The organism is Pseudogulbenkiania sp. NH8B, assembly GCF_000283535.1.
GTDB lineage: Bacteria > Pseudomonadota > Gammaproteobacteria > Burkholderiales > Chromobacteriaceae > Pseudogulbenkiania > Pseudogulbenkiania ferrooxidans.
This window is the reverse complement of record NC_016002.1, coordinates 2664386-2688449: the sequence shown is the minus strand read 5'-3', so window position 1 is coordinate 2688449 and position 24064 is coordinate 2664386. Positions and strand designations below refer to the sequence as shown.

At 64.7% G+C, this 24064-nt stretch carries 21 protein-coding genes; 18 read left to right on the top strand and 3 right to left on the bottom strand.

What is annotated here, in order from left to right; translation table 11 throughout:
- Nucleotides 1-168: 168 nt before the first annotated feature.
- From NH8B_RS12320 to NH8B_RS12255, 14 genes are all read left to right on the top strand, one after another.
- On the top strand, nt 169-756 hold the full coding sequence (locus NH8B_RS12320; RefSeq protein ID WP_014087609.1) for an amino acid synthesis family protein: 588 nt from the start codon (nt 169-171) through the stop codon (nt 754-756).
- Nucleotides 746-1603: an alpha/beta fold hydrolase gene (locus tag NH8B_RS12315; RefSeq protein ID WP_014087608.1), complete on the top strand. Its 858-nt coding sequence runs from the start codon at nt 746-748 to the stop codon at nt 1601-1603. The genes NH8B_RS12320 and NH8B_RS12315 overlap by 11 nt, the downstream gene beginning before the upstream one ends.
- Complete coding sequence (locus NH8B_RS12310; protein ID WP_014087607.1) at nt 1600-2532, top strand: flavin reductase; 933 nt, start codon at nt 1600-1602, stop codon at nt 2530-2532. The genes NH8B_RS12315 and NH8B_RS12310 overlap by 4 nt, the downstream gene beginning before the upstream one ends.
- A gap of 58 nt (nt 2533-2590) precedes the next feature.
- A complete protein-coding gene (locus NH8B_RS12305; RefSeq protein WP_014087606.1) occupies nt 2591-3628 on the top strand; it encodes an LLM class flavin-dependent oxidoreductase in 1038 nt (345 codons plus the stop codon).
- Between the two features lie 21 nt (nt 3629-3649).
- Nucleotides 3650-5131 (top strand): aldehyde dehydrogenase, encoded by a 1482-nt coding sequence (locus NH8B_RS12300; protein WP_014087605.1) that lies wholly within the window; start codon nt 3650-3652, stop codon nt 5129-5131.
- Between the two features lie 129 nt (nt 5132-5260).
- Nucleotides 5261-5599 carry an NIPSNAP family protein gene (locus NH8B_RS12295; protein ID WP_232503462.1) on the top strand — a complete coding sequence of 113 codons (339 nt, stop codon included), beginning with the start codon at nt 5261-5263 and terminating at the stop codon, nt 5597-5599.
- A gap of 65 nt (nt 5600-5664) precedes the next feature.
- Nucleotides 5665-6687: an ABC transporter substrate-binding protein gene (locus NH8B_RS12290; protein WP_014087603.1), complete on the top strand. Its 1023-nt coding sequence runs from the start codon at nt 5665-5667 to the stop codon at nt 6685-6687.
- A 75-nt stretch (nt 6688-6762) separates the two neighbouring features.
- On the top strand, nt 6763-7647 hold the full coding sequence (locus NH8B_RS12285; protein WP_014087602.1) for an ABC transporter permease: 885 nt from the start codon (nt 6763-6765) through the stop codon (nt 7645-7647).
- Between the two features lies 1 nt (nt 7648).
- Nucleotides 7649-8449 carry an ABC transporter permease gene (locus tag NH8B_RS12280; protein WP_014087601.1) on the top strand — a complete coding sequence of 267 codons (801 nt, stop codon included), beginning with the start codon at nt 7649-7651 and terminating at the stop codon, nt 8447-8449.
- On the top strand, nt 8446-9516 hold the full coding sequence (locus NH8B_RS12275; protein ID WP_014087600.1) for an ABC transporter ATP-binding protein: 1071 nt from the start codon (nt 8446-8448) through the stop codon (nt 9514-9516). Before NH8B_RS12280 ends, NH8B_RS12275 begins: the two co-directional genes overlap by 4 nt.
- Before the next feature lie 52 nt (nt 9517-9568).
- A complete protein-coding gene (locus NH8B_RS12270; protein ID WP_014087599.1) occupies nt 9569-11020 on the top strand; it encodes an NAD-dependent succinate-semialdehyde dehydrogenase in 1452 nt (483 codons plus the stop codon).
- An 11-nt stretch (nt 11021-11031) separates the two neighbouring features.
- Nucleotides 11032-11772, top strand: coding sequence for a GntR family transcriptional regulator (locus tag NH8B_RS12265; RefSeq protein WP_014087598.1), 741 nt, complete (start codon nt 11032-11034; stop codon nt 11770-11772).
- 451 nt (nt 11773-12223) lie between these two features.
- Nucleotides 12224-13078, top strand: coding sequence for a 4-hydroxyphenylpyruvate dioxygenase family protein (locus NH8B_RS12260; protein ID WP_014087597.1), 855 nt, complete (start codon nt 12224-12226; stop codon nt 13076-13078).
- A gap of 13 nt (nt 13079-13091) precedes the next feature.
- The gene (locus tag NH8B_RS12255) at nt 13092-13937 is read left to right on the top strand and encodes a sugar phosphate isomerase/epimerase family protein (protein ID WP_014087596.1); all 846 of its coding nucleotides are present in this window, start codon (nt 13092-13094) and stop codon (nt 13935-13937) included.
- Nucleotides 13938-14208: 271 nt separating this feature from the next.
- Here NH8B_RS12255 and NH8B_RS12250 read toward each other — a convergent pair whose 3' ends face one another.
- The gene (locus NH8B_RS12250) at nt 14209-15075 is read right to left on the bottom strand and encodes an IclR family transcriptional regulator domain-containing protein (RefSeq protein ID WP_014087595.1); all 867 of its coding nucleotides are present in this window, start codon (nt 15073-15075) and stop codon (nt 14209-14211) included.
- A gap of 617 nt (nt 15076-15692) precedes the next feature.
- Here NH8B_RS12250 and NH8B_RS12245 point away from each other — a divergent pair.
- The 4 genes from NH8B_RS12245 to NH8B_RS12230 all read left to right on the top strand — a co-directional run bounded on the left by NH8B_RS12245 (nt 15693) and on the right by NH8B_RS12230 (nt 21076).
- Nucleotides 15693-16778, top strand: coding sequence for a porin (locus tag NH8B_RS12245; RefSeq protein WP_014087594.1), 1086 nt, complete (start codon nt 15693-15695; stop codon nt 16776-16778).
- A gap of 501 nt (nt 16779-17279) precedes the next feature.
- Nucleotides 17280-18158, top strand: a complete 879-nt coding sequence (locus NH8B_RS12240; RefSeq protein WP_014087593.1) for a shikimate dehydrogenase family protein — start codon at nt 17280-17282, stop codon at nt 18156-18158.
- A gap of 77 nt (nt 18159-18235) precedes the next feature.
- Nucleotides 18236-19606, top strand: coding sequence for an MFS transporter (locus tag NH8B_RS12235; protein WP_014087592.1), 1371 nt, complete (start codon nt 18236-18238; stop codon nt 19604-19606).
- A gap of 240 nt (nt 19607-19846) precedes the next feature.
- Complete coding sequence (locus NH8B_RS12230) at nt 19847-21076, top strand: MFS transporter (protein WP_014087591.1); 1230 nt, start codon at nt 19847-19849, stop codon at nt 21074-21076.
- A 373-nt stretch (nt 21077-21449) separates the two neighbouring features.
- Here the strand turns inward: NH8B_RS12230 and NH8B_RS12225 are convergent, their stop codons facing one another.
- Together NH8B_RS12225 and NH8B_RS12220 are read right to left on the bottom strand one after the other, a co-directional pair.
- Nucleotides 21450-22598, bottom strand: a complete 1149-nt coding sequence (locus NH8B_RS12225; protein ID WP_014087590.1) for a branched-chain amino acid ABC transporter substrate-binding protein — start codon at nt 22596-22598, stop codon at nt 21450-21452.
- Between the two features lie 452 nt (nt 22599-23050).
- Entirely contained in the window at nt 23051-24040 is a 990-nt protein-coding gene (locus tag NH8B_RS12220) for a helix-turn-helix domain-containing protein (protein ID WP_232503461.1), read from the bottom strand.
- Between the last annotated feature and the right edge of the window lie 24 nt (nt 24041-24064).

Genomic DNA, 24064 nt, shown 5'->3' with positions numbered 1-24064 from the left:
CTAGTCGTTCGAGTGCCGACGCCGTTGCTGGCGGCTGTCTCTTTTTTGCTCTGTATTATGGTATACCAACATACAATCCACTTGCTATCGATTATTTCTTGGTATACCGTAATACCAACATATCGCAAATCGAACGGCGCGGGGCGCCAAGGCTGAGGAGAAAAGACGATGGATGTCGGGATTCGCAAAGTGGTGACCTATGTCGAGGAGACGCTGATCGAAGGGGGCAAGGCCGCGCCGGTGCCGCTGAAGATGTTCGCGGCGGCGGCGGTGTTGAAGAACCCCTGGGCGGGGCGCGGTTTCGTGGACGATCTGAAGCCGGAGATCCACGCCATCGCTCCGGTGCTGGGCGAATTGCTGACCGGCGAAATCCTGCGCATCGCCGGCTCGGGCGAAGTGATCGAGGGTTACGGCAAGGCCGCCGTGGTCGGCACCGACGGCGAGGTCGAGCACGCTTCGGCGCTGATCCACACCCTGCGTTTCGGCAATTACTACCGCAAGGCCGTGGGCGCCAAGAGCTACCTCAGCTTCACCAACGTCCGCGGCGGCCCGAACTGCCCGATCATGATCCCGATGATGCACAAGGACGACGAGGGCATGCGCTCGCACTACCTGACCATCCAGTTCTCGATCAACGACGCCCCGGCGCCGGACGAGATCGTGGTGGCGCTGGGTGCCTCGATCGGCGGCCGTCCGCATCACCGCATCGGCAACCGCTATCAGGATCTGCAGGAGCTTGGCAGCAATGAAGCCTGAGCACGACGCGTCGGTACCGCTGCTGTCCGGCACGGTGGGCGGCACCGCCTTCAGCGTGTACGGCGGCGGCGAACCGCTGGTGCTGATCCACGGTGTCGGCATGGGGCAGGCGATCTGGGCGCCGCAGGTGGCCGAGTTCGCGCGCGATTACAAGGTGATCGTGTACGACATGCTGGGCCACGGCGGCAGCGAGGTGCCGCCCGACGATGTCGCGCTCGGCGACTACGCCGCGCAGCTGGCCGGCTTGCTCGACCATCTGGATATCGCTTCGGCCAACGTGGTCGGCCATTCGATGGGGGCCTTGGTGGCGCTGGAATTCGCGCTGACCTACCCGGCGCGGACCCTGCGCGTGGCGGCGCTCAACGCCGTGTTCATGCGCACCCCGGAACAGCGTGCCGCGGTGCTGGAACGCGCCGAGGCTCTGCAGCACACCGGCGTGGCCGCCACCGTCGATTCCACCCTGGCGCGCTGGTTCGGCGAGCCGGTGCCGGCCGAGCTGAAGGCTTCGGCCAACCTGGTGAAGCGTTTTCTGACTGAGGTGAACCCGCAGGGCTACGCCCGAACCTACCGCCTGTTCGCCAGCTCGGATGCGGTGCACGCGGACGGCCTGCCGCGGCTGGCGATGCCGGCGCTGTTCATGACCGGCGAGTTCGATCCGAATTCGAGCCCCGAGATGTCGCGGGCGATGGCCGCACTGGCGCCGCAGGGCCGTCTCGATATCGTCGCCGGAGCGCGCCACATGATGAACGTCACCGCGCCCGATGACATCAACCAATGCCTGCGCGATTTCCTGGCCACCCCCGTGACGGCCGGCGCGCAACAATCGCAGAGGAGTGAACCAGCATGAGCCAGCCCATCGACGCGATGGAATTCCGCAAGGCACTCGGCGCCTTCGTCACCGGCGTGACCGTGGTCTCGACGCGGCAGGCGGACGGCACGCCGCGCGGCTTCACCGCCAACTCGTTCACCTCGGTATCGCTCGATCCGGCGCTGGTGCTGATCTGCGTCGGCAAGTCCGCGGCGAGCTACGGAGTGTTTGCGGAAACCCGCCACTTCTCGATCAGCATCCTGGCCGAGGATCAGAAGAACGTGTCCAGCATCTTTGCCTCCAAGGCCGCCGACAAGTTCGAGCAGGTGGCGTGGCACCGGGGCGTGACCGGCAGCCCGATCATCGACGGCTCGGCCGCCTGGTTCGACTGCGAGACCCACCAGGTGGTGGATGCCGGCGATCACATCATCCTGATCGGCAAGGTGATGGATTTCGCCAATACCACGGTGAGCCCGCTCGGTTACGGACGCGGGGCGTATCTCACCTTCAGCCTGTCGCAGGACGCGCTCGCCGCGGCCGGGCAGAAAGCCAAGGTTGGGGCCATCCTGGAGTACGACGGTGGTGTGGTGCTGCTGGAGACGGACCGGGGCTACGAGCTGCCCACCGGCACCCGCCTGGAGCCGGCCACGGACGCCAAGAGCCTGCGCGGCGTTCTGGATCGGCTCGGCGTCGACGCCCAGCTCGACTTCCTGTTCGCGGTGTTCGAGGAGAGCGCCGCCGAGGGTGGCGCGGTGAACATCTACTACCGTGGACGGTTGCAGGGCGAACTGCCGGCGGGCGGCAAGCTGCGCGCGGTGGCGCTGGACGACATCCCCTGGGACCAGCTCGGCGACGAGGCGATGCGCTCGATGCTGCAGCGTTTCGTCAAGGAACGCACCGAGGACGCCTTCGGCATCTATATCGGTGATAGCCATAGCGGTTCGGTTCAGTCGCTGGCGAAAGCGTGAGCGCAGCCCCGCATTAGAGAAAAAAATCCACCCGCCAGAAATTTAGGAGAGACACATCATGAAGTTTTCGCTGTTCCTGCACATGGAGCGTTACGACGCCGGCAAGTCGCACAAGGAATTGTTCGACGAGATGACCGCGCTGGTGAAGATGGCCGAGGAGGGTGGCTTCGAAACCGCCTGGATCGGCGAGCACCACGGCATGGAATTCACCATCGCGCCGAACCCCTTCGTCAACCTGGCCTACCTGGCCGCCAAGACCAGCAAGATCCGCCTGGGCACCGGCACCGTGGTGGCGCCGTTCTGGCATCCGATCAAGCTGGCCGGCGAAATCGGCATGACCGATCTGGCCTGCAACGGCCGGCTCGACGTCGGCATCGCGCGCGGCGCCTATTCCTTCGAGTACGAACGCATGTTCCCGGGACTCGACGCCTGGGGGGCCGGCGGCCGCCTACGCGAGATGATTCCCTGCCTGCAGAAGCTGTTCGCCGGCGACTACGCCCACCAGGGCGAATACTGGCAGTTCCCCAAGACCACGCCGGTGCCGCGCCCGCTGCAGCAGCCGCACCCGCCGCTGTGGGTGGCGGCGCGCGATCCCAACTCGCATGACTATGCCGTCTCGCAAGGCTGCAACGTGCAGGTGACCTCGCTCGCCGCCGGCGACGCCGAGGTGGCGAGCCTGATGGAGCGCTTCAACGCCGCCTGCGCCAACCACCCGGACATCCCGCGCCCGCAGATCATGATGCTGATGCACACCTTCGTTGGTGCCGACCAGCGCGAAGTCGACGCCGCCGTCGCCGACCTGCGTCGCTTCTACTGCTACTTCAGCAAGTGGTTCAAGAACGAGAAGTCGATCGATCAGGGCTTCATCGAGCCGCTCAACGACGACGACCTGGCGATGTTCCCGAACTACGCGCCGGAACTGATCAAGCAGAACCTGGTGGTCGGCACGCCGGACGAGGTAATCGCGCGCCTCAAGGGCTACGAGGCGCTGGGCTACGACCAGTACAGCTTCTGGATCGACAGCCACATGGACTTCGAGCGCAAGCAGAAGTCGCTCGAGCTGTTCATCAACCAGGTGATGCCGGCGTTTGCCTGATCCATTCGAGGAGCCTGCAGCATGTTGAGACGGTTTCAGCAGTACATCGACGGCCAGTTCGAAGACGGCAGCACCCGCTTCGACAGCGTCAACCCGGCCAGCGGCGAGCCGTGGGCGAGCATGCCGGCGGCCAGCGCCGAGGACGTGGACCGTGCGGTCAAGGCCGCGCACCGCGCCTTCCTGGACAGCGCCTGGGCCGGCCTGACGGCGAGCCAGCGCGGCAAGCTGCTCTACAAGCTGGCCGACCTGGTGGCCGAGAACGCCGCCCGGCTGGCCGAACTGGAGACGGCCGACACCGGCAAAATCATCCGCGAGACGCAAAGCCAGATCGGCTACGTCGCCGAGTACTACCGCTACTACGCCGGCCTCGCCGACAAGATCCAGGGCGCCTGCCTGCCGGTCGACAAGCCGGACATGGACGCCTTCCTGCGGCGCGAGCCGATCGGTGTGGTGGCGGCCATCGTGCCGTGGAATTCGCAGCTGTTCCTGTCGGCGGTCAAGCTCGGCCCGGCGCTGGCGGCGGGTTGCACCGTGGTGCTGAAGGCCTCCGAGGAGGGCCCGGCGCCGCTCTTGGAGTTCGCCCGCCTGGTGCACGAGGCCGGCTTCCCGCCCGGCGTGGTCAATATCGTCACCGGCTTCGGCGCCGATTGTGGCCGGGCGCTGACCAGCCACCCGCTGGTGTCGCGCATCGCCTTCACCGGCGGCCCCGAGACGGCGCGCCACATCGTGCGCAACTCGGCCGAGAACCTGGCCTACACCTCGTTGGAATTGGGCGGCAAGTCGCCGGTGCTGGTGTTCGACGACGTCGATGTCGACAGCGTCAGCAACGCCATCGTCGCCGGCATCTTCGCCGCCACCGGGCAGAGTTGTGTGGCCGGTTCGCGCCTCCTGGTGCAACGTGGTGTGCGCGACCGCCTGCTGGCCACGCTGAAGGCCAAGGCCGAGGCGATCCGCATCGGCGACCCGCAGGACAAGGCCACCGAGATGGGCCCGCTGGCGACGCTGAAGCAGCGCGAGCACATCGAGCGCGTGGTGGCGGCGAGCCTGGAGACCGGCGCCGAGCTGGTGACCGGCGGCGTGCGCCCGGAAGGGTTCGACGCGGGCTACTACTACCGCCCGACCATCCTGGCCTGCCCCGACGCCCCCGATGCCCAAGTCCCGAGCGTGACGCAGGAGCTGTTCGGCCCGGTGCTGAGCGTGGTGACCTTCGATACCGAGGCCGAGGCCATCGCGCTCGCCAACGACAGCGTCTACGGCCTCGCCTCCGGCGTGTTCACCCGCGACCTGACCCGTGCGCATCGGCTCACTCGTGCGCTGCGCGCCGGCATCGTCTGGGTCAACACCTACCGCGCGGTGTCGCCGATCGTGCCGTTCGGCGGCTACGGCCTGAGCGGCCTGGGGCGCGAGGGCGGCATGGAGTCGGTGCTGGACTACACCCGCACCAAGTCGGTGTGGATCCGCACCTCGGACGAGCCGATCGCCGACCCGTTCGTGATGCGCTGAGAGCCTGCTGAGAATCTGTCGCGAGCGGCCCTCAGCGGGGTGAAGAGCAGCACAGAAACCGGAATGTACTGGAGTACATGAGGATTTCGCGCAGCGCATGAGCCCCGATCAGGGCTGCGCAGCAAGATTATGAACAGGCTCGAAGGAGGGCATGTGTACTACGAAATCCGCACCTACCGCATCAAGACCGGCGCCGTCCCGGCCTACCTGAAACTGGTGGAAGAGGAGGGTATCGCGTTGCAGAAGCAGTATCTCGGCAACCTGATCGGTTACTTCTTTTCCGAGATCGGCCCCTTGAACCAGATCGTGCACATCTGGGCGTATTCCAGCCTGGACGAGCGCGAGGAGCGTCGCGCCGCTCTGGCCAAGGACCCGGCCTGGCAGGCGTTCGCGCCCAAGATCCAGGCTCTCCTTGAGGAGATGGAGAGCAAGATCATGAAGCCGGCACCGTTTTCCCCGCTGGCCTGAGCGTTCAGGCCGGCACCGTCAAGCTACAAGAACAACAGCATTACCTCTACCTAGGAGATGACATCATGACTGCAACGAAAGCGTTTGGTACTCGCGTCGCCCTGGCCGCCAGCCTCGGCATTCTGGCCGCCACCCCGGTGCTGGCGGAGAGCCTCGTGTTCACCAGCTGGGGCGGCACCACCCAGCAGGCGCAGCAGAAGCACTGGGCCAAGCCGTTCAGCGCCGCCAGCGGCGTCAACGTGGCGATGGACGGCCCGACCGACTATGGCAAGTTCAAGGCCATGGTGGAAAGCGGCAACGTCAACTGGGATGTGGTGGACGTCGAGGGCGACTTTGCCTACAAGGCCGCCAAGGACGGGCTGCTCGAGCCGCTCGATCTCGCCCAGCTCAAGGGGGTAGACCCGCGCTTCGTCTCGCCCAATTCGGTGGGCAGCTTCTATTACTCCTTCGTGCTGGGCTACAACAAGCCGGCCCTGAAAGGCGCCGCCCCGGCCTCTTGGGCCGCCCTGTTCGACCTCAAGCGCTATCCCGGCAAGCGCACGCTGTACAAGTGGTCGGCGCCGGGGGTGCTGGAGATCGCGCTGCTGGCGGACGGCGTGCCCGCCAACAAGCTCTACCCGCTCGACATCGACCGCGCCTTCAAGAAGCTCGACAGCATCAAGAGCCAGATCGTGTGGTGGAGCGGCGGCGCCCAGTCGCAGCAGCTGCTGGCGTCGGGCGAGGCCTCGATTGGCATGTTCTGGAACGGCCGCGTCAACGCCCTGCAGCAAAGCGGCGCCCCGGTCGGGATGTCGTGGAACCAGAACCTGACCGCCGCCGACATGCTGGTGATTCCGAAGGGCAGCAAGAACAAGGCGGCCGCGATGAAGTTCCTGGCCTACGCCACCAGCCCGGAGGCCCAGGCCAAGTTCGCCGGCGAAACCGGTTACGCGCCGATCAACCTGCAGGCCAAGAGCAAGATGACGCCGGCCGCGGTCAAGTCGCTGCCGGATCAGCATGGCGCCAGCCAGATCAACCTCGATATGCGCTACTGGGCCGAGCATCGCGAGGAGATCGCCAAGCGCTGGTACGCCTGGCAGACCCAGTAAGGTGCCGGAGCGGGGGGTGACGGCGTTCCGCCGTCCCGCCCGCCTGTCTCGCCGTCGTGTCGTTTAGGAGTTGTCATGTCCACTGCTTTGAGTTCTGCCGCCGTTCCGGTGCGCCGCCGATTCAAGATCGGCGCCGAATCGCGTGGCGTCAAGCTACTGCTCCCCGCGCTGCTGCTGTTGGGGGTGTTCTTCCTGATCCCCGTGCTCACCCTGTTGCTGCGCAGTGTCATGGAGCCGGCTCCGGGTCTGCAGAATTATGTCGAGCTGCTCGGTTCGCAGACCTACGTCCGGGTGTTCTTCAACACCTTCATGGTGGCCGGCGTGGTCACGCTGATCACCTTGCTGATCGGCTTTCCGACCGCCTGGCTGCTCGCCGTGCTGCCCAAGCGCTGGTCGCAGCTGATGTTCGCGGTGCTGCTGTTGTCGATGTGGACCAACCTGCTGGCGCGCACCTACGCCTGGATGGTGCTGCTGCAGCAGACCGGTCTCATCAACCGGGTGCTGATGGCCATCGGCGTAATCGACGAGCCGCTGGCGCTGGTGAACAACCTGGTCGGCGTCACCATCGGCATGACCTACATCATGCTGCCGTTCCTGGTGATGCCGCTGCACGCCACGCTGCGCGCCATCGACCCGTCCACGCTGCGTGCCGCCGCCATCTGTGGCGCCAGCCGCTGGCAGGCGCTGCGCCTGGTGCTGCTGCCGCTGGCGCTGCCCGGCATCGCGTCCGGGGCGCTGATGGTGTTCGTGATGTCGCTCGGTTATTACGTCACCCCGGCGCTGTTGGGGGGCACCAATTACATGATGCTGGCCGAGCTGATCGCCCAGCTGGTGCAGTCGCTGCTCAACTGGGGTCTCGCCGGCGCCGCCGCCTTCGTGCTGCTGGTGGTGACGCTCGGTCTCTACGCCGTTCAGCTGCGCTACCTCGGCGGCGGACGTACCGGTTTCGGAGGACGCTGAGATGTTGCTCGATTTTGATCGTCTGGGGGCCTGGCGCTGGGGCCTGATCGGTGTCGGCACCGTGGTGATGCTGTTTTTGCTACTGCCCATCGTGTTCATCGCCGCGCTGTCGTTCGGCGACTCGCAGTGGCTGGTGTTTCCGCCGCCGGGCTGGACGCTGCAGTGGTACCAGCAGTTGCTGACCGATCCCATCTGGGTCAGCTCGCTGTTCACCAGTGCCAAGGTGGCGGTGATCGTCACCGTGCTGTCGGTGGCGCTGGGCTTGCTGGCGTCGCTGGGTCTTGCCCGCAGCACCTTCTTCGGCAAGAGCGCCTTGCAGGCGTTCTTCCTGACGCCGATGGTGCTGCCGGTGGTGGTGCTGGCGGTGGCGCTCTACGCGTTTTTCCTCAAGCTCGGGCTGACCGGCACGCTGACCGGCTTCGTGATCGGCCACCTGATCATCGCGCTGCCGTTCTCGATCATCACCATCGGCAACTCGTTGCAGAGCTTCGATCCGGCGCTGGAAGACGCCGCCATGATCTGCGGCGCCGGGCCGATCGAGGTGAAGTGGCGCGTGACGCTGCCGGCGATCCGGCTCGGCCTGTTCGCCGCCGCGGTGTTTTCTTTCCTGATTTCGTGGGACGAGGTCGTACTGTCGATCTTCATGGCCAGCCCCACCTTGCAAACCTTGCCGGTACTGATCTGGAGCACGCTGCGCCAGGACCTGACCCCGGTGATTGCAGCGGCATCGACCCTGCTGGTGGCCTTGACCATCGTGCTGATGCTGCTGGTTTCCCTGTTGAAGAGAGGTACACGCTCATGACGACCCCGTTTTTGCAGATTCGTGGCCTGCGCAAGACCTACGATCAGGTCGTGGCCATCGACCATGTTTCGCTCGATATCCAGCAAGGCGAATTCATGACCTTTCTCGGCCCGTCCGGCTCGGGCAAGAGCACCACGCTCTACATCGTCGCCGGTTTCCAGGGGCCGACCGAGGGGCAGGTGCTGCTCAACGGCAAGTCGCTGCTCGAGGTGGCGCCGAACCAGCGCAACATCGGCATGGTGTTCCAGCGCTACACGCTGTTCCCGCACCTGACGGTGGGCGAGAACGTCGCCTTCCCGTTGCGCGTGCGGCGTCGCCCCGAGGCCGAGATCAAGGCCAAGGTGGAAAAGATGCTGGAGCTGGTGCATCTGGCCGGTTATCGCGACCGTCTGCCGGGCCAGCTCTCCGGCGGCCAGCAGCAGCGCGTGGCGATCGCCCGCGCCCTGGCCTACGACCCGCCGCTGTTGCTGATGGACGAGCCGCTTTCCGCGCTCGACAAGAAATTGCGCGAGGAAATCCAGCTCGAACTGCGCCGCATCCACCAGGAAACCGGCGTCACCATCCTCTACGTGACGCACGACCAGGAAGAGGCGCTACGCCTGTCCGACCGCATCGCGGTGTTCAGCCAGGGCAAGATCGAACAGGTCGGCACCGGCGAGGAGCTGTACGAGCGCCCGACGTCGCGCTTCGTCGCCGGCTTCATCGGCAACTCCAACTTCCTGCCGGTCAAGGTCGAGCAGATGGGCAGCGGCCGGGCACGCGCGGTGTTCCCCAACGGCCACGCGGTCGAGGGTGCTGCCAGTGCGCTCGCGGCCGGCAGCGAGGGCACGCTGATGGTGCGCCCGGAGCAGATGCGCATCCGTCCTGCCGCGGCAGCCGCAGGGCACGGCCTGGCGGTGACGGTGCGCGACATGACCTATCTGGGCGACAGCATGCACTTCGCGGTGCAGACGCCGTGGCAGCAGGAAGTCGCGGTGCGCATGGCGGTGCGCGATGGCCAGGGGCTGAGCATCGGGGCACCGGCGGTGCTGGAGTGGGATGCGCAGCACGGTCACGTGTTCGCCTGAGACGATCAATTGCAAACGGGCGACGGCGCGGGCCGTCGCCGAAGGATGTGGCATGAAACTATTGAGCGAAGCGGAACTGCTGCAGGACCGCTGTTACATCGACGGGCAATGGCTGGACGGCGCCGAGCGCCTGGCCGTGCACAATCCGGCCACCGGCGAGACCATCGGCAGCGTGCCGCGCCTGGGCGCGGCCGAAACCCGCCGCGCCATTGACGCGGCGCAGGCCGCCGGCGTGGCCTGGCGTGCGCTGAGCGGCAAGGAGCGGGCGGGCTATCTGCGCCGCTGGTTCGACCTGGTGCTGGCGCATACCGAGCCCTTGGCGCGGCTGCTGACCGCGGAAATGGGCAAGCCGTTGGCCGAAGCCAAGGGGGAGATCGCCTACGGCGCGGCCTATATCGAGTGGTTTGCCGAGGAGGCCAAGCGCGTCTACGGCGATGTGATTCCCGCCACGCAGGGCGACAAGCGCTTGATCACCATCAAGCAGCCGGTGGGTGTGGTCGCCGCGATCACGCCGTGGAACTTCCCAAATGCCATGCTGGCACGTAAGATCGCGCCGGCGCTCGCTGCGGGGTGCACCGTCGTCGCCAAGCCGGCGGAACAGACCCCGCTGTCGGCGCTGGCCCTGGCCAGGTTGGCCGAAGAAGCCGGCATACCGCCCGGCGTGATCAACGTCGTTACCGGCGACCCGGTGGCGATCGGCGGCGAGCTGACCAGCAACCCGCTGGTGCGCAAGCTGACCTTCACCGGTTCCACCGAGGTCGGACGGCTGCTGCTGCGACAATGCGCCGGCACGGTGAAGAAGGTCAGCATGGAACTGGGGGGCAACGCGCCGTTCATCGTGTTCGACGACGCCGACCTCGACGCCGCGGTGGAAGGCGCGATGGTGTCGAAGTACCGCAATAGCGGGCAGACCTGCGTGTGCGCCAACCGCCTCTACGTGCAGGACGGGGTCTACGACGCGTTCATCGCCAAGCTGAGCGCACGCGTGGCCGCGCTCGACGTCGGCAACGGCATGGACGCCGGGGTGACGCAGGGGCCGCTCATCGATGACAAGGCCGTGGCCAAGGTCGAGGCGCACATCGCCGACGCGCTGGAGCAGGGCGCGGCCATCGTCACCGGCGGCCGGCGCCATACGCTGGGTGGAACCTTCTTCGAGCCGACCATCCTGCGCGACGTGACGCCCGCGATGCGCGTGGCGAGCGAGGAAACCTTCGGCCCGGTGGCGCCGGTGTTCCGCTTCGTCGACGAGGCGGACGTGATCGCCCAGGCCAACGCCAGCGAATTCGGCCTGGCGGCCTACTTCTACAGCCGCGATCTCGCCCGGGTATGGCGCGTGGCCGAGGCGATCGAAGCGGGCATGGTGGGGGTCAACACCGGCCTCATTTCCACCGAAGTGGCGCCGTTCGGCGGGATCAAGCAATCCGGCTGCGGCCGGGAAGGATCGCGCTACGGCATCGAGGATTACCTCGAAATCAAATACCTCTGTCTTGGCGGCATTCAATAAGGAGATCGACCATGTCACCCAAGGGCAGCAGTTCGCTGAAGATAGACCGTAGCGTCAAGACGCTGCGCGAGTTGACGCTGGAGAAGATGCGCGATGCCATCCTCAGCGCCTATTTCAAGCCCGGCGAGCGCCTGGTGGAACGCTCCTTGTGTGAAGAGCTGGGCGTCAGCCGTTCCATCGTCAGGGAAGTGCTGCGCCATCTGGAGACCGAAGGCCTGGTCGAGTCGATCCCGCACCAGGGCCCGGTGGTGGCCACGCTCGACGCCGACAAGGCGGCGCAGATCTACGAGATTCGCGCCCTGCTGGAAGGCCACGCCGCCCGGCTGTGCGCTGAGCGCGCCGACGACGACACCATCGCGCACCTGGCCGCCATCAACGAGGAAATCCAAGGGGCCTTCGCCAGGAACGATTTCCACGAGGTGCTGGCCAGTACCTCGGCGTTCTACGAGTTGATGTTCGAGGGCAGCGGCCAGACCATGGCGTGGGAGATCGTGCAGTCGCTCAACGCCCGCATCAACCGCCTGCGCGCCATGACCATCAGCTCGGCGGGCCGCGCCACCGAGGCCGCGGCGGAGATGCGCCTCCTGGTCGACGCGCTTAAGCGACGCGACGCCCAGTCCGCGCACGATGCCTCGGTGGCTCACGTCAAACGCGTGGCCGATATCGCTGCTAGAAAGTTGGCCGAAGTGGCCGATGCCAGCCCGGCGGCCGATCTCGAGGCGGCGCCGGCAGCCCTGGCCGGTTCCGCCTGATTCCTGTCCTGTGAACGCGGGCGGCCACCTGCTGGCCGCCCCGTTTTCTCGGCCGTGCGCGGCGCTCTACCGCCCGGCATCCCGCTCTTCGCTCCGGACCACAGCGCCTGCCGTGCAGGTCGTCTCGATGGGTCATCCTGCGCGCCAAACCCTGTCGGTTCGATCATCGAACATCTTTGCAGGCATGCTCCTTGACGCCATGGCTGCCACTCACTACATTGACGGCCGATATTCGAACTGTTTGTGCGTTTATCGGCCATTTATCGATAGGCAGCCTGGCAATGCCGCTTGATTAAGCGAGCGATTTTCTGACAATGAAAATGACAAGCCTATGGATTGGTGGCTGGGTGTGTCAGGAGGCTGCAGCTTCGGCCCCGTCTCCCGCTCGCAAGGTGTTGGCCGTGTCGCAGCGCGACGAGCATGTTAAAGAATCACTCTGCTGAGGAACGTCATGGTTAACTCGAACACTCTGGGAGACGCGCCCAACCCCATGGGAATGGACGGCATCGAGTTTGTGGAGTTTGCAAGCACCGAACCCCTCCGTCTGGGGCGCCATCTCGAGGCGCTGGGCTTCAGCGCCGTGGCACGGCACCGCTCGAAGAACGTGCTGTTGTACCGGCAAGGCTCGGTCAACTTCATCGTCAACGGCGAACAGGGCGGGCACGCCCAGCAGTATGCCCAACAGCAGGGTTCGGGCATTTGCGCCGTGGCTTTCCGGGTCAGGGATGCGGCACTCGCGACGCGCTATGCCAATGAACGCGGCGGCTGGGAAGTGGACAGCGCCCCCGGGGTGATGGAACTGCGCATACCCGCGTTTCAGGGGGTGGGGGGCTCGCTGATCTATCTGGTCGACCGTTACCAGGACCATTCCATCTACGACGTCGATTTTGTCTGGCTGACCGGCGCCGAGGCGGACCAGGCGCCGCTGCTGCTCACCGCGGTCGATCAACTGGTGCAGCGGGTTCAGCCCGGCCGGCTCAAGGAGTGGCAAGATTTTTATGCCCACCTGTTCGGATTTCGCGCCCATCCCCAGAGCGTTGCCGGCGAATGCCTGATCGAAAGCCCGTGCGGCAAGGTGCGCATCCGCCTCGAAACCGCCGCCGGCGAGCGTGGCGAAGGCGGGCGCGAAGGCTTGCATGCGGTGCGGCTGCTGGCACCCGATCTGCCCGCCGCGGCCGCCGAGCTGGCGCGGCGGGGGGTACGGCTGGGCGAATCGCTGACCCCGGACGCCTATGCCCCGCGAGTGCTGCACACGCTGCACGAAGCGGGGCTGGTGCAATTCGAAATGGCCTCGCAGGCTGACTGACACGGTGCCGATCATGGAACGATCCCGTTTTGCCATCGATACCACCGCCCTTGCCGGGGCGCTGGAAGACAAGTTGGCGGCCATCGCCGAGGCCGGTTTTTCGGCCGTGACACTGTCGGCCAAGGATTTGGTGGGCGAGCAGACCGGCGGCCTGGAGCAGGCAGTGCGCCGGGTGCGCGACAGCCAACTGGCCGTCAGCGGCTTCCTGGCGCTGCGCGACTTCGAAGGGCTGGGCGGCCGCTTCCTCGACTACAAGGTCGACATCGCCAAGTCGATGCTGCGCATGGCGCAGCAGACCGGTGCCGATCTCTTGCTGGTGTCGTCGACGACCTCGCCGCAAGCCAGCGGCGACCTCGACACCATCGTGCAGCATCTGCAACTGCTGTCGGCGCTGGCGACGCCGCTCGGCTTGCGCATCGGCTACGAACCGCTGGCCTGGGGGCGCCACGTTACGGACTATCCCAGTGCCTGGCAGATGATCGAGCGGGTCGACCGGGAAAACGTCGGCCTGGTGCTCGATTCCTTCCACCTGTTTGCCCGCGGCATGCAGCCGGACGACCTGAAGGCCATTCCGCCGGAGCGCCTGTTCCTGGTGCAGCTCTCCGACGCCATGTACGACTACGTGCCGGCGCTCGACGAGATGGTGGAACTCTCCCTGCATCACCGCTTCTTCCCGGGCGAGGGCGAGCACAGCCGGGCGCTGGTGGAACTGGTCGGGCGGCTGGAGGCGGGCGGCTATCGCGGTCGTTACGCCTTCGAGGTGGCCAATGACGATTATCAGCATTGCCCCCCGTCGCTGGTGCTGCAGCGGGCAGGGCAGGCGGTGGAGTGGCTTTCTTCGCAGTTACAGTCGGGCTGAACGCGCTGTTTCCGGCGCCCCGCTACGGTGTGGTGTCGGCGTACTGATCCCCTCGCTTCCGGCCATGGCCGGGAGGGTTAACGTTGTTTGTGTTGGTGTGTGCACCTGGCGATTTCCCAGGGATTGGCGGACGGGTCTTCCCGTCCGTTTTTTTTTTGCGCGCCACAAATCGCGGGGCTAGAGGTGGTGGAGGGGGCGTTGCCGAGAAGGGTGGGACGGAAAGGCCCGCCCGGCTGCGTCGGGGTGCAGCCGGGAGGCTATGGCGGGCCGCTCAGGGCAGCAGCAGCGACAGCTCGTTGGAACCGGCGCGCAGCACCGGCAGGATGCGGGTTTCCAGGTCGCTCAGCGAGACGCGCCCGGCCTGCACGCCGATGTTCATCGCCGCCACCACCTTGCCGTCCGATGCCGCGATCGGCACCGCGATCGAGCGCAGCCCGATTTCCAGTTCCTGATCGACGATGGCGTAGCCTTGCGTGCGCACCTTTTCCAGTTCGGCGCGCAGATCGTCCACGGTGATCAGGGTGTGCGAGGTGTACTTGATCAGCTTGGCGCGGGCCAGCTGGGCCTCGCGCTCTTCGGCGGGCAGGTGGGCCAGCAGGACGCGCCCCATCGAGGTGTAGGCGGCCGGCAGCCGGCTGCCGATGTCGAGGTCGATGGTCATGATGCGCGAGGTCGAGGCACGCGCGATGTAGAGGATGTCGTCGCCGTCGAGGATGGCGATCGAGCTCGATTCATTGAGCGTGTTGCTGATGTGACGCAGCACCGGCTGGGCCGCCTTGGCCAGCGGGGTGGAGGCCAGGTAGGCGTGGCCCAGCGACAGGATGCGCGGGCGCAGCGCGAAGTTGCGGCCGTCCTCGGCGCTGACGAAGCCGAGCTTGTTCAGCGTGTACAGGCAGCGGCGCACGGCGGCGCGCGGGATGCCGGTCTTCTGGCTGATCTGCGAGATCGACATCAGGCGGCGCTGTTGCGAGAACGCCTGGATCACGGTCAGGCCGCGTGCGAGCGAGGTCATGAAGTTGGGGTCGCCACTCTGCGAGGCGATGTCATCCGCGGCGGTCTGAGGGGTGTCTTCGCTGCTCTCGTCGGGACCGGACAGCTCTTCCAGGTCCTCAGCGGGGCGGTCTTCAGTGTTGTACATGGGCCGTCTCTTGTCATGGCGGGGCGGCTGGCTAACGACGCAGATGAGCGTGTGCCATTTCCGTTAAAGCGTCCATGCCGCCTTCGCCTCGTTCAATCGTTCACTCTCCACCCTGTGGCGGAGCGCATGTCTCCGTGAATGCAGGCTGTCGGCCTGCTCCTCCCGCATCGCCTCGCATTCACCGGCACCGTCAGGATAGTTGATTATTCGCCTATCGCACAATATTTCGATTATCGGTATTGACCGTGCTGAGGGCGGCTGGCTACAGTTTGTTCGATAAACAAATATATGTGCGCTAAACGCACAAAAACGACTTAGGAGAGACAGTCATGGCCCATCACCCGCTTTCCCCTCCCTGACGTTCGACTCGGCCGCGGGCGTGCGCCGCGTTTTCATGGCGTCGCGCGTTTCCGTGTTGCACCCGATTTGATCGGACCGCCAACGATCGGCGTTCCTGTCAAAGGCGGCCGGGTTTTGCCCGGTCGCCGGCGGTTTCGAATTTGTTCCCCGTCCCCGATGCCCGATCCCGATGGATCGGCCGCGCGCCGGAATGGCGGGGGACGTGTTCGAGGCTGCACCCACACCAAAAAAGCTGTGTCCATCTAGGAGAAAGATTCATGAAGCAGAAGAAAAACCTGATCGCCGCTCTGGCACTGGGCATGACCTCGTTTGCCTACGCCGACGTCACGCTCTACGGCCGTATCCACATGGACCTGGAAAGCACCAAGGCCGGTACCACCGAGACGCCGTCGCTGTCCAAGGTGCAGAACGATGCCTCGCGCATCGGCTTCAAGGGCAGTGAGGATCTGGGGAACGGCCTGAAAGCGATCTGGCAGGTGGAGTCGGGGGTGTCGGTCGACGCCGGCGGCGGCACCTGGGCCTCGCGCGAGAGCTTCCTGGGACTGAGCGACGCCACCTTCGGCACCCTGAAGGCCGGCAACTTCCTGGTGCCTTACGACGACCTGCATTACATCGCCGGCAACAACTTCCAGCAGGGTACCGGTATTTCCAACGATGCCGCGATGTGGGCCAACGGCGGCGATCTCAAGACCGGCGGCTTCGATACGCGCCTGGGCAACTCGATCAGTTACCAGACCCCCAAGTACAAGGGCTTCAGCTCGCGCATCCAGTATTCGCTGACCACGGACGCCACCAATGGCAAGGAAGCCAAGTCGAACGGGGCTTCGGTGGTTTCGGCCAACGTGCTGTACGACGACGGCCCGCTGCGCGTCGGCTACGGCTTCCAGAACAACCGCGACATGCAGGGCCTGTCGTCCAACTTCTACGAGGATGGCACCGCCCACATGCTGGCCGCGGGCTATGTCTTCGGCGACTTCTACCTCGGCGGCCTGTACGAGCACATCAAGCTGGAAAACATCAACAACAGCGGCAACGACCGCAGCCGCAACTACTACGGCGCGATGGCCAGCTACACCGCCGGCCTCAACGTGTTCTCGGCCCAGTTCGGCAAGGCGTCGTCGTGGACCGGGGCGGCCGGGGTGGCCGACAGCGGCGCGCGCATGGGCTCGATCGCCTACAACCGCATCCTGAGCAAGACCACCCAGGTGTACGCGCTGTACACGCTGATGCACAACGATGACAACGCCGGCTACGTGCTGGGTTCGAACGCCGTGCAGCCGGGTGCGGGCGCGGTCATGTCGAAGCAGCACTCCATCGCCATCGGCATGTGGAAGAACTTCTGAGCGTTTGCCGTTCCTGCCAGGCCCGCCCCCTCCGGTGCGGGTCTTTTTCTTGGTCAAGGTTGGCCGAAGCTGGGTGGAATTCAGGCCGGTCAACACGGTTAGTCTCGTTGTGTTCGATAGGCGAACAATAATTCGATAATCGGTGTTGACGGCGCGTAATGGCCGACCTACATTGAAGTCCGACATAAGAACATAAGGGCGCTAATCGCCCATTACGATTTGGAGGATGATCATGATCAACGCCGTGGCCCCGTCCCTCGTTTCCACCCGTCAGCCCGCTCACGCCAGCGTCTTGCTGGCCGGTCCGATCGCATCCCCTTCCAATCGACTTCCCGCTCTCCGTCACGCTTTTCGAACGAGCACATCGCGCTAACGCGACCCCATCGCAGACGGCCGTTGCCGGCCGGATCCACCGCCCTGGCGATCGTGCGCCGATCGCCGCCCCGTTCCCGGCAGGCCATCCATGCCCCGGGGACGGAAAAGCCAGTTAGGAAGAGTCTGATGAAGATCACCGGTTCCACCCGCGTGTATTTCGTGATCGCCGATCCGATCGACCAGGTCCGCGCGCCTGAACTGTTCAACCTGGTATTCCGTCTGTACGGCATCGACGCCGTGGTGGTGCCGCTGAACGTCAAGCCGGAAGACTTCGATACCACGCTCAGGGCGGTGTTCAAGGCGCCCAATGTGGACGGCGTGTTCCTGTCGATTCCGCACAAGCCGGCGGCGCTGACGGTGGCCGACCGCTGCTCCCGGCTGGCGCAGGTGGCCGGGGCGGTCAACGCGGTACGCCGCGCTCCGGACGGCGCGCTCGAAGGCGACCTGTTCGACGGCCTGGGCTTCGTCAAGGCACTGGAGCGCGCCCACATTCCCTACACCGGCAAGCGTGTGCTGCTGATCGGTGCCGGCGGTGCCGCCTCGGCGATTGCCGCCGCGCTGGCGGCGTGCGGGAGCGCCGAGATCGCCGTCTTCGATCCAGCCGGCGACAAGGCCGCGCAGCTGGCGGCGCGCATCGCCGAGGCCTTTCCGGTCGAGACCCGTGTCGCCGCCGGCAACGACCCGGCCGGCTACGATCTCGTCGTCAACGCCTCGCCGCTGGGCATGAAGCAGGGCGACCCGGCGCCGTTCGACGTGACGCGGCTCGACGCCGGCGCCGCAGTGTTCGACGTGCTGATGAAGAACCAGCCGACGCCGCTGCTGCGCTCGGCACGCGCCCGCGCGCTCAAGGCCGAGCCTGGTTTCGAGATGCTGATCCAGCAGGCGCCGCTGTACCTGCGCTTTTTCGGCCAGGAGGCCGCGGCGGCCGGCATCGAAAACGATGCCTCCGCGCTCCGGGACATGATTTACCCCAAAGAATTGCTCGACACCCTGCAGGCGTCCTGACGGACGCACAAAGACAGGGAGAGCCCGTCGCGCAAGCCCCGCTTGCGTCACTTTTGATGTAATGGAGGAGATAAACCGTGACTGTATCCACTGCTATCGACGTTCGCGCGTTGATCAATGACCGTGCCATCGGGCTGTGCCAGAAACTGGTGGTGTTGCTCGGCTTTTGCATCATCGCGCTCGATGGTTTCGACGTCGCGATCATGGGCTTCATCGCGCCCCAACTGAAGCAGGAATGGGGGGTGACCAACCAGATGCTGGGACCGGTGCTCAGCGCCGCCCTGGCCGGCCTTGCCATCGGCGCCCTGGTCGCTGGCCCGCTGGCGGACCGTTTCGGTCGCAAGGTAGTGCTGGTGTGCAGCGTGTTCTTCTTCGGCGTCTGGACGCTGGCGACGGCGGCGTCCACCGACATCACGCACCTGATCATGTTCCGCTTCCTGACCGGCCTGGGCCTGGGCGCGGCGATGCCGAACGTCGGCACGCTGGTGTCGGAGTACGCCCCGGACCGCAGCCGTTCCTTCCTGGTGACGGTGGTGTTCTGCGGCTTCACCGTCGGCGCCGCCGGCGGCGGCTTCCTGGCGGCCTGGATGATTCCCAACTTCGGCTGGGCCAGCGTGCTGGTGCTGGGCGGCGTGCTGCCGCTGATCGTGGCGCCGATCCTGTTCTTCAAACTGCCGGAATCGGTGCGCTTCCTGGTCACCAAACGTGCCCCGGCCGAGCGCATCCGCAAGATTGTCGACCGGCTCGCTCCGGGTGTGGCCAACGAGCACTCCACCTTCGCGATGCCGAGCGCCCCGGCGGCGGCCTCGAACGAGAGCCCGGTCAAGATCGTGCTGTCCAAGCAATACAAGTTCGGCAGCCTGATGCTGTGGCTTGGCTACTTCTCGGCGCTGTTCCTGGTGTACCTGATGGGCAGCTGGATGCCGACCCTGGTGAAGGAGTCCGGCTATAGCGTCAGCGACGCCGCCGTGGTGACGGCGTTCTTCCAGCTGGGCGGCCCGATCGGCTCGCTGTTCCTCGGCTGGTGCATGGACCGCACCAACCCGCACAAGCTGCTGGCGCTGACCTACCTGTTCGGCGGCGCAATGCTCTATGTGCTGGGCATGGTGTCGAGCCACTTCGCCCTGGTGGTGCTGCTCTCCTTCGTGATCGGCTTCTGTTTCAACGGTGCCAATACCGGCATGAACGCGCTGTCGGCCAGCTTCTACCCGACCGAGGCACGGGCCACCGGCTCCAGCTGGATGCACGGCATCGGCCGCTGGGGCGCGGTGCTGAGCGCCTTCGCCGGTGCCCAGATGCTGGCCATGGGCTGGTCCTTCTCGCAGGTGTTCGGCGCGCTGTCGGTGCCGGCCGCACTCACCGCGCTGGCCATCCTGGCTAAAGGCATCAACGGCGCGCGTCAGCGCCAGACGGTGGCGAGCGATGTTCCGCTCTATGTCGGCAAGTGACCCTTTCCGTCACGGGCGGATGGCCACGGCGCGCCGTGGCGTTCCGGCCGTAAGCGATGATTTGAACTCCTTGTGACCCGGGGACTTGGGCGAACGTACGAACGTTCGCCTTTTTTTGCCTGTCGTCGATCACGCTAAACTATGCTGCCCGTGTGCCGCCCCGCATCGTCTTGTGGTGGGAGGGCTCCGGGCGTTTGCAGCGCTTCCGTCCTGTTCTAACCCGTTATCCGATTTCAGCCGATGCCAGACAATACCTCCGCAACCGCCGCGACGCCGGCGGCCCCCGCCACCACGGGCTCTGCCACCGGGCCGATCATCGCCATCGTGTTCTTCAACTTGGTGGCCTACCTCGCGGTCGGCCTGCCGATGGCAATGGTGCCGGGCTACGTGCACGGCCCGCTGGGCTATGGCGAGGTGGTGGCGGGCTTCGCCGTTAGCATCCAGTACCTGGCCACCTTGCTGAGCCGGGCCTATGCGGGCCGGCTGTGTGACAACCACGGCCCCAAGCGCTCGGTCCTGTCGGGCATGGCGCTGTGCTGCGCCAGCGGGGTTTGCCTCTGGATTGCCGGGCTGTCGGGCCTGGCGCCGGTGGGCAGCCTGGCCAGCCTGATCGTGGGGCGTCTGCTGTTGGGGACCGGGGAGAGCCTCGTCACCACCGGCACCATTACCTGGGGGATTGCCCGGGCCGGCAGCGCCCACACCGGCAAGGTCATTTCCTGGAACGGCATGACCAGCTATGGCGGCATGGCCATCGGTGCGCCCTTGGGCGTGGTGCTCGCCGAGCGCTGGGGCTTTGGCGCGCTGGGCCTGACCACCGTGGCGATGACGCTGGCCTCGTGGTTCCTGGCGTGGCGCAAGCCGGCCGTGGCGCCATCCAGCGGCGAGCGGCTGCCGTTCAGCCAGGTGTTCCGGCGCATGGTGCCGTTCGGGCTGTGCCTGGCGCTGGGCTCGGTCGGGTTCGGTGCCATTTCCACCTTCGTTACCTTGTTCTTTGCCAGCCGGCACTGGCCGGATGCGGCGCTGGCGCTCACCCTGCTGGGCGTCTTCTTCATTGCGGCGCGCCTGCTGTTCGCCGGCAGCATCAACCGTTTCGGCGGTTTTCCGGTGGCGCTGGTGTCGCTCGTCGTGGAGGCCTCCGGCTTGCTGCTGCTGTGGCTGGCTGCCGCACCCTGGCAGGCCTTTGCCGGCGCGGCCCTGACGGGGTTCGGCTTTGCGCTGGTGTTTCCGTCACTGGGCATGGAGGCCGTGCGCCGGGTGCCCAGCGGCAACCGCGGTGCGGCCTTGGGGGCTTATGCGCTGTTTCTCGATCTGGCGCTCGGCGTGACCGGGCCGCTGACCGGCGTCGTGGCGAATCGGCTGGGGTATGCGTCGGTATTTCTGCTGGCCGCGCTGGCCGTCGCGCTGGCGGCCATACTGAGCAGCCTGCTGCACAGCATGGCGGGGAAGGGGACCGCAGCGCCGGCCGCATGAGCGTGACCCGGCCAGGCGGTTGGTTCGAGCGGTATGGGGTTGTTGCTGTGTGGTGGTGGCGGGACGCGGGTTGGGGCGGTGCGCCGCGAACCCAGGCTATGGCGTGAAAGCCGGCAACAGGCCAGGATGGCCCCGTGGCCGATTTCGTCTTTTTTACTGTGATTTCGTCAAGAATCCAGCCTCTTAAAGCCGGTCTGGATTGCATGCGCTGGCGTGCCCGGCCACAGCGCCCGCAAAAAAAACCGCCGCTCGGATCGAGCGGCGGGATAAAGGGCCATACCCCCACAGCAACAACATTAATCTCTTAAATAAGCCTTCCTCGCCCGCTCGTCGTTTAATCGATCACGTGCAGGGTCGTACTGTGTGTTGGCAGCTATTTACCCTCGGCTACCGGGACCGGCTGACCATTCTTGAACGAGTACACCGTGATGGGGGAGTTCTTGAGGTCCCGCTTGTCGTCGAACTGGTAGGTGCCGGCTACGCCCTGCTGGCTGATGGCGGCCAGTGCCGCGCGGTATTGCTTGGGTTCGACCGAGTTGGCTTTCTGCATGGCCTTGGCAATGATGTTGAGACCGTCATACATGGAAGCACCATAGACGAGCGGCTCGATGCTGAAGCGCTTTTTGTACTCGGTGGTGAATTGCTTGCCTTCGCTGGTCTGCTCGAGCACCGGCCCGCCCTGTGGGCAATAAACGCCACCATCGACGGTAGCCCCCCCCAGCTTGGCCAACTCTTCGTTGCAGATGCCATCGCCTCCTAGCAGATACGCTTTCAGCCCCAGTCGCGCCATCTGACGACGCATCGGCCCACCTTGCGAGTAATAGCCGCCGTAGAAAATGCCATCCGGCTTGGCGGCTTTGATACTGGTCAGAATGGCCGAGAAGTCGGTCGATTTGTCCGTCGTGAATTCCCGGGCGACAATCTGGATGCCGTTGGCTTTTGCCGCCTTGATGAATTCGTCGGCAACGCCTTGGCCGTAAGCCGTACGGTCATCGATGATGGCGAAACTCTTCGCTTTCAGGTTTTTGGCAGCAAATACCCCCATTTTGGTACCCAGTTGGGTATCGCTGGCGCCGATCCGGAAAACGTAAGGGTAGCCGTTCTGGGTGACCTTCGGGTTGGAGGCGACGGTTGCCATCACGATGCCCGCGTCGTTGAGGAGCTTGGAGATGGGGATGGCCACGCCCGAGTTGTAGGGGCCGATCACGGCCTTGACGTTGGCATCGACGAATCGCTGCGCTACCGTCATCCCCGTGCGGGGGTCGGCGCCATCGTCTTCCGACATCATCTCAAAACGCACTTTCTTGCCGCCCACGACGATGCCTTGGGCATTGAGGCGATCCATTGCCATTCTCAGACCATTCTCATGGTCTTTACCGATAGCGGCTTGAGGGCCGGTGAGCGGGCCAGTCAGCCCGATCTTGACGGTCATTTCTTCTGCCGCGAACCCCAGTAGAGGGGTGAGCGCCAACCCTGCTGCGAAAACAAATTTGGTACGAAAGTGACGAACGTTGGCCATCATGTTTCTCCATTTGTAGGCATGTTTTCATTGGCAAGTGCTGCGTCGCCAATGTCGTCTGCTCATCCTGTAAATCCCGAATGGCAGACTGGGGTGGCAAAAATGAACGTCTTTGTCATTTGTAACGTGCGCACGTCATAGTTTTTGGTCGCCATTCGACAGGTTTTGTTCTTTTTTGGACATGTGTCGAGAGGGCGTTTGAAATCAGGTGCCGGCCAAGGTTGGTTGCCGCATAGCTCTGACGGGTCAACAAAAAAAGAATGTCGCGTTCGCTGGAATCAAGGTGCGCTTACCTTGGAATTCGAGTTTCGGTAATCAAAGGCTCGGAAAAGTGAACGGCGAGGCCTCGTGGCTGGAGGGATTGCCTTGTGCCGTGCGTAAAAGCGCACACCGTGCTGGCCGTAGACGGTATGTCGGCCCGAAGATGTCGCCATGCGCGATAGTCATCATGCGCATTAATCTGATGACTGATGGGCCATCAAGGATTGGGCGTAGCCATAGCGTTTAGAGGTGGTGGAAGGAAGTTCGCCAAAAAAGACACGATAATCGTGGGCGAAAGCACTTAGATGCAAAAAGCCCCAGCGGATTGCGGCTTCCGTCACAGACAGCCCTCGCATCAAATCATGCCGGACATGATTCAGCCTTACAGCCCTAAGGTACTTGGCCGGGTTTGTTCCAATAGCGTTTTCAAAGGCATACTGGATGGTGCGGCGGCTCAGGTTCAGCTCGATGCAAAGCTCGGCAATCGAAAGAACGCATGAGTCCGGGTTTTGCAAAAACTGCTGCACCCGCTTGACCAGCTCCCAATTCTTGCTTGATTTCGGAGAACGATCCGCCGCCAATTCCGGAAAGTCGGACACGGCCTCCATCAGGCCATAGAGTAAATTCCGCTCCAGCAAGGACTGCCGCTCTTTGCACTGCTCGGGGGACGCCACCTCGCTCACCTGAATCGACCCCAACGCTTGCCGTAATAGCTGCCGGATGTTTTCTGCCGTATCGGAGCTCAGCAAGACAACGGGCGACGACAATTTTGTATGCAGCGCCTGCCCTAGCTGCCGCGTCAATTCCGAGCTTAGTGACGGAAGATCAAATTCAACATTGGCAACCACATGGCGCTCGGGTGATAAAAACTCAAAGTCGGAATAGCAGGAAAATACATGCAGGGTATCTCGTGTGCTTTGCTCACCGCACATCCGGGAGTGGCCTTCCAGCTCCAGGGGAATGCCAATGGCAAGCCTGTTTGCGGGAACCGCTCCTCGTTGCAGTATTTTTTTGTTCAAGTCTTCGACAAGAAAATACAGTCCGCCCGCAGAGGCAATCGCCGAAGAGCCACGAAAGACACCGTTGGATATCTGGGTGTACGAGAGATCCCACTCCGAAAATGAGCGGGCCTGATCTTCCACATTGGCACTCACGCAAAAAGATGCATGCTGTGCGGCCTGCAAGGCATGTGAATCTTGCCTATCTCT

Coding starts and splice junctions, on each gene's coding strand:
- NH8B_RS12260 (WP_014087597.1), top strand. CDS start 12,224: ATGGTTAACTCGAACACTCTGGGAGACGCGCCCAACCCCATGGGAATG.
- NH8B_RS12230 (WP_014087591.1), top strand. CDS start 19,847: ATGCCAGACAATACCTCCGCAACCGCCGCGACGCCGGCGGCCCCCGCC.
- NH8B_RS12240 (WP_014087593.1), top strand. CDS start 17,280: ATGAAGATCACCGGTTCCACCCGCGTGTATTTCGTGATCGCCGATCCG.
- NH8B_RS12305 (WP_014087606.1), top strand. CDS start 2,591: ATGAAGTTTTCGCTGTTCCTGCACATGGAGCGTTACGACGCCGGCAAG.
- NH8B_RS12275 (WP_014087600.1), top strand. CDS start 8,446: ATGACGACCCCGTTTTTGCAGATTCGTGGCCTGCGCAAGACCTACGAT.
- NH8B_RS12290 (WP_014087603.1), top strand. CDS start 5,665: ATGACTGCAACGAAAGCGTTTGGTACTCGCGTCGCCCTGGCCGCCAGC.
- NH8B_RS12280 (WP_014087601.1), top strand. CDS start 7,649: ATGTTGCTCGATTTTGATCGTCTGGGGGCCTGGCGCTGGGGCCTGATC.
- NH8B_RS12285 (WP_014087602.1), top strand. CDS start 6,763: ATGTCCACTGCTTTGAGTTCTGCCGCCGTTCCGGTGCGCCGCCGATTC.
- NH8B_RS12320 (WP_014087609.1), top strand. CDS start 169: ATGGATGTCGGGATTCGCAAAGTGGTGACCTATGTCGAGGAGACGCTG.
- NH8B_RS12225 (WP_014087590.1), bottom strand. CDS start 22,598: ATGATGGCCAACGTTCGTCACTTTCGTACCAAATTTGTTTTCGCAGCA.
- NH8B_RS12270 (WP_014087599.1), top strand. CDS start 9,569: ATGAAACTATTGAGCGAAGCGGAACTGCTGCAGGACCGCTGTTACATC.
- NH8B_RS12315 (WP_014087608.1), top strand. CDS start 746: ATGAAGCCTGAGCACGACGCGTCGGTACCGCTGCTGTCCGGCACGGTG.
- NH8B_RS12295 (WP_232503462.1), top strand. CDS start 5,261: ATGAACAGGCTCGAAGGAGGGCATGTGTACTACGAAATCCGCACCTAC.
- NH8B_RS12300 (WP_014087605.1), top strand. CDS start 3,650: ATGTTGAGACGGTTTCAGCAGTACATCGACGGCCAGTTCGAAGACGGC.
- NH8B_RS12250 (WP_014087595.1), bottom strand. CDS start 15,075: ATGTACAACACTGAAGACCGCCCCGCTGAGGACCTGGAAGAGCTGTCC.
- NH8B_RS12255 (WP_014087596.1), top strand. CDS start 13,092: ATGGAACGATCCCGTTTTGCCATCGATACCACCGCCCTTGCCGGGGCG.
- NH8B_RS12265 (WP_014087598.1), top strand. CDS start 11,032: ATGTCACCCAAGGGCAGCAGTTCGCTGAAGATAGACCGTAGCGTCAAG.
- NH8B_RS12245 (WP_014087594.1), top strand. CDS start 15,693: ATGAAGCAGAAGAAAAACCTGATCGCCGCTCTGGCACTGGGCATGACC.
- NH8B_RS12310 (WP_014087607.1), top strand. CDS start 1,600: ATGAGCCAGCCCATCGACGCGATGGAATTCCGCAAGGCACTCGGCGCC.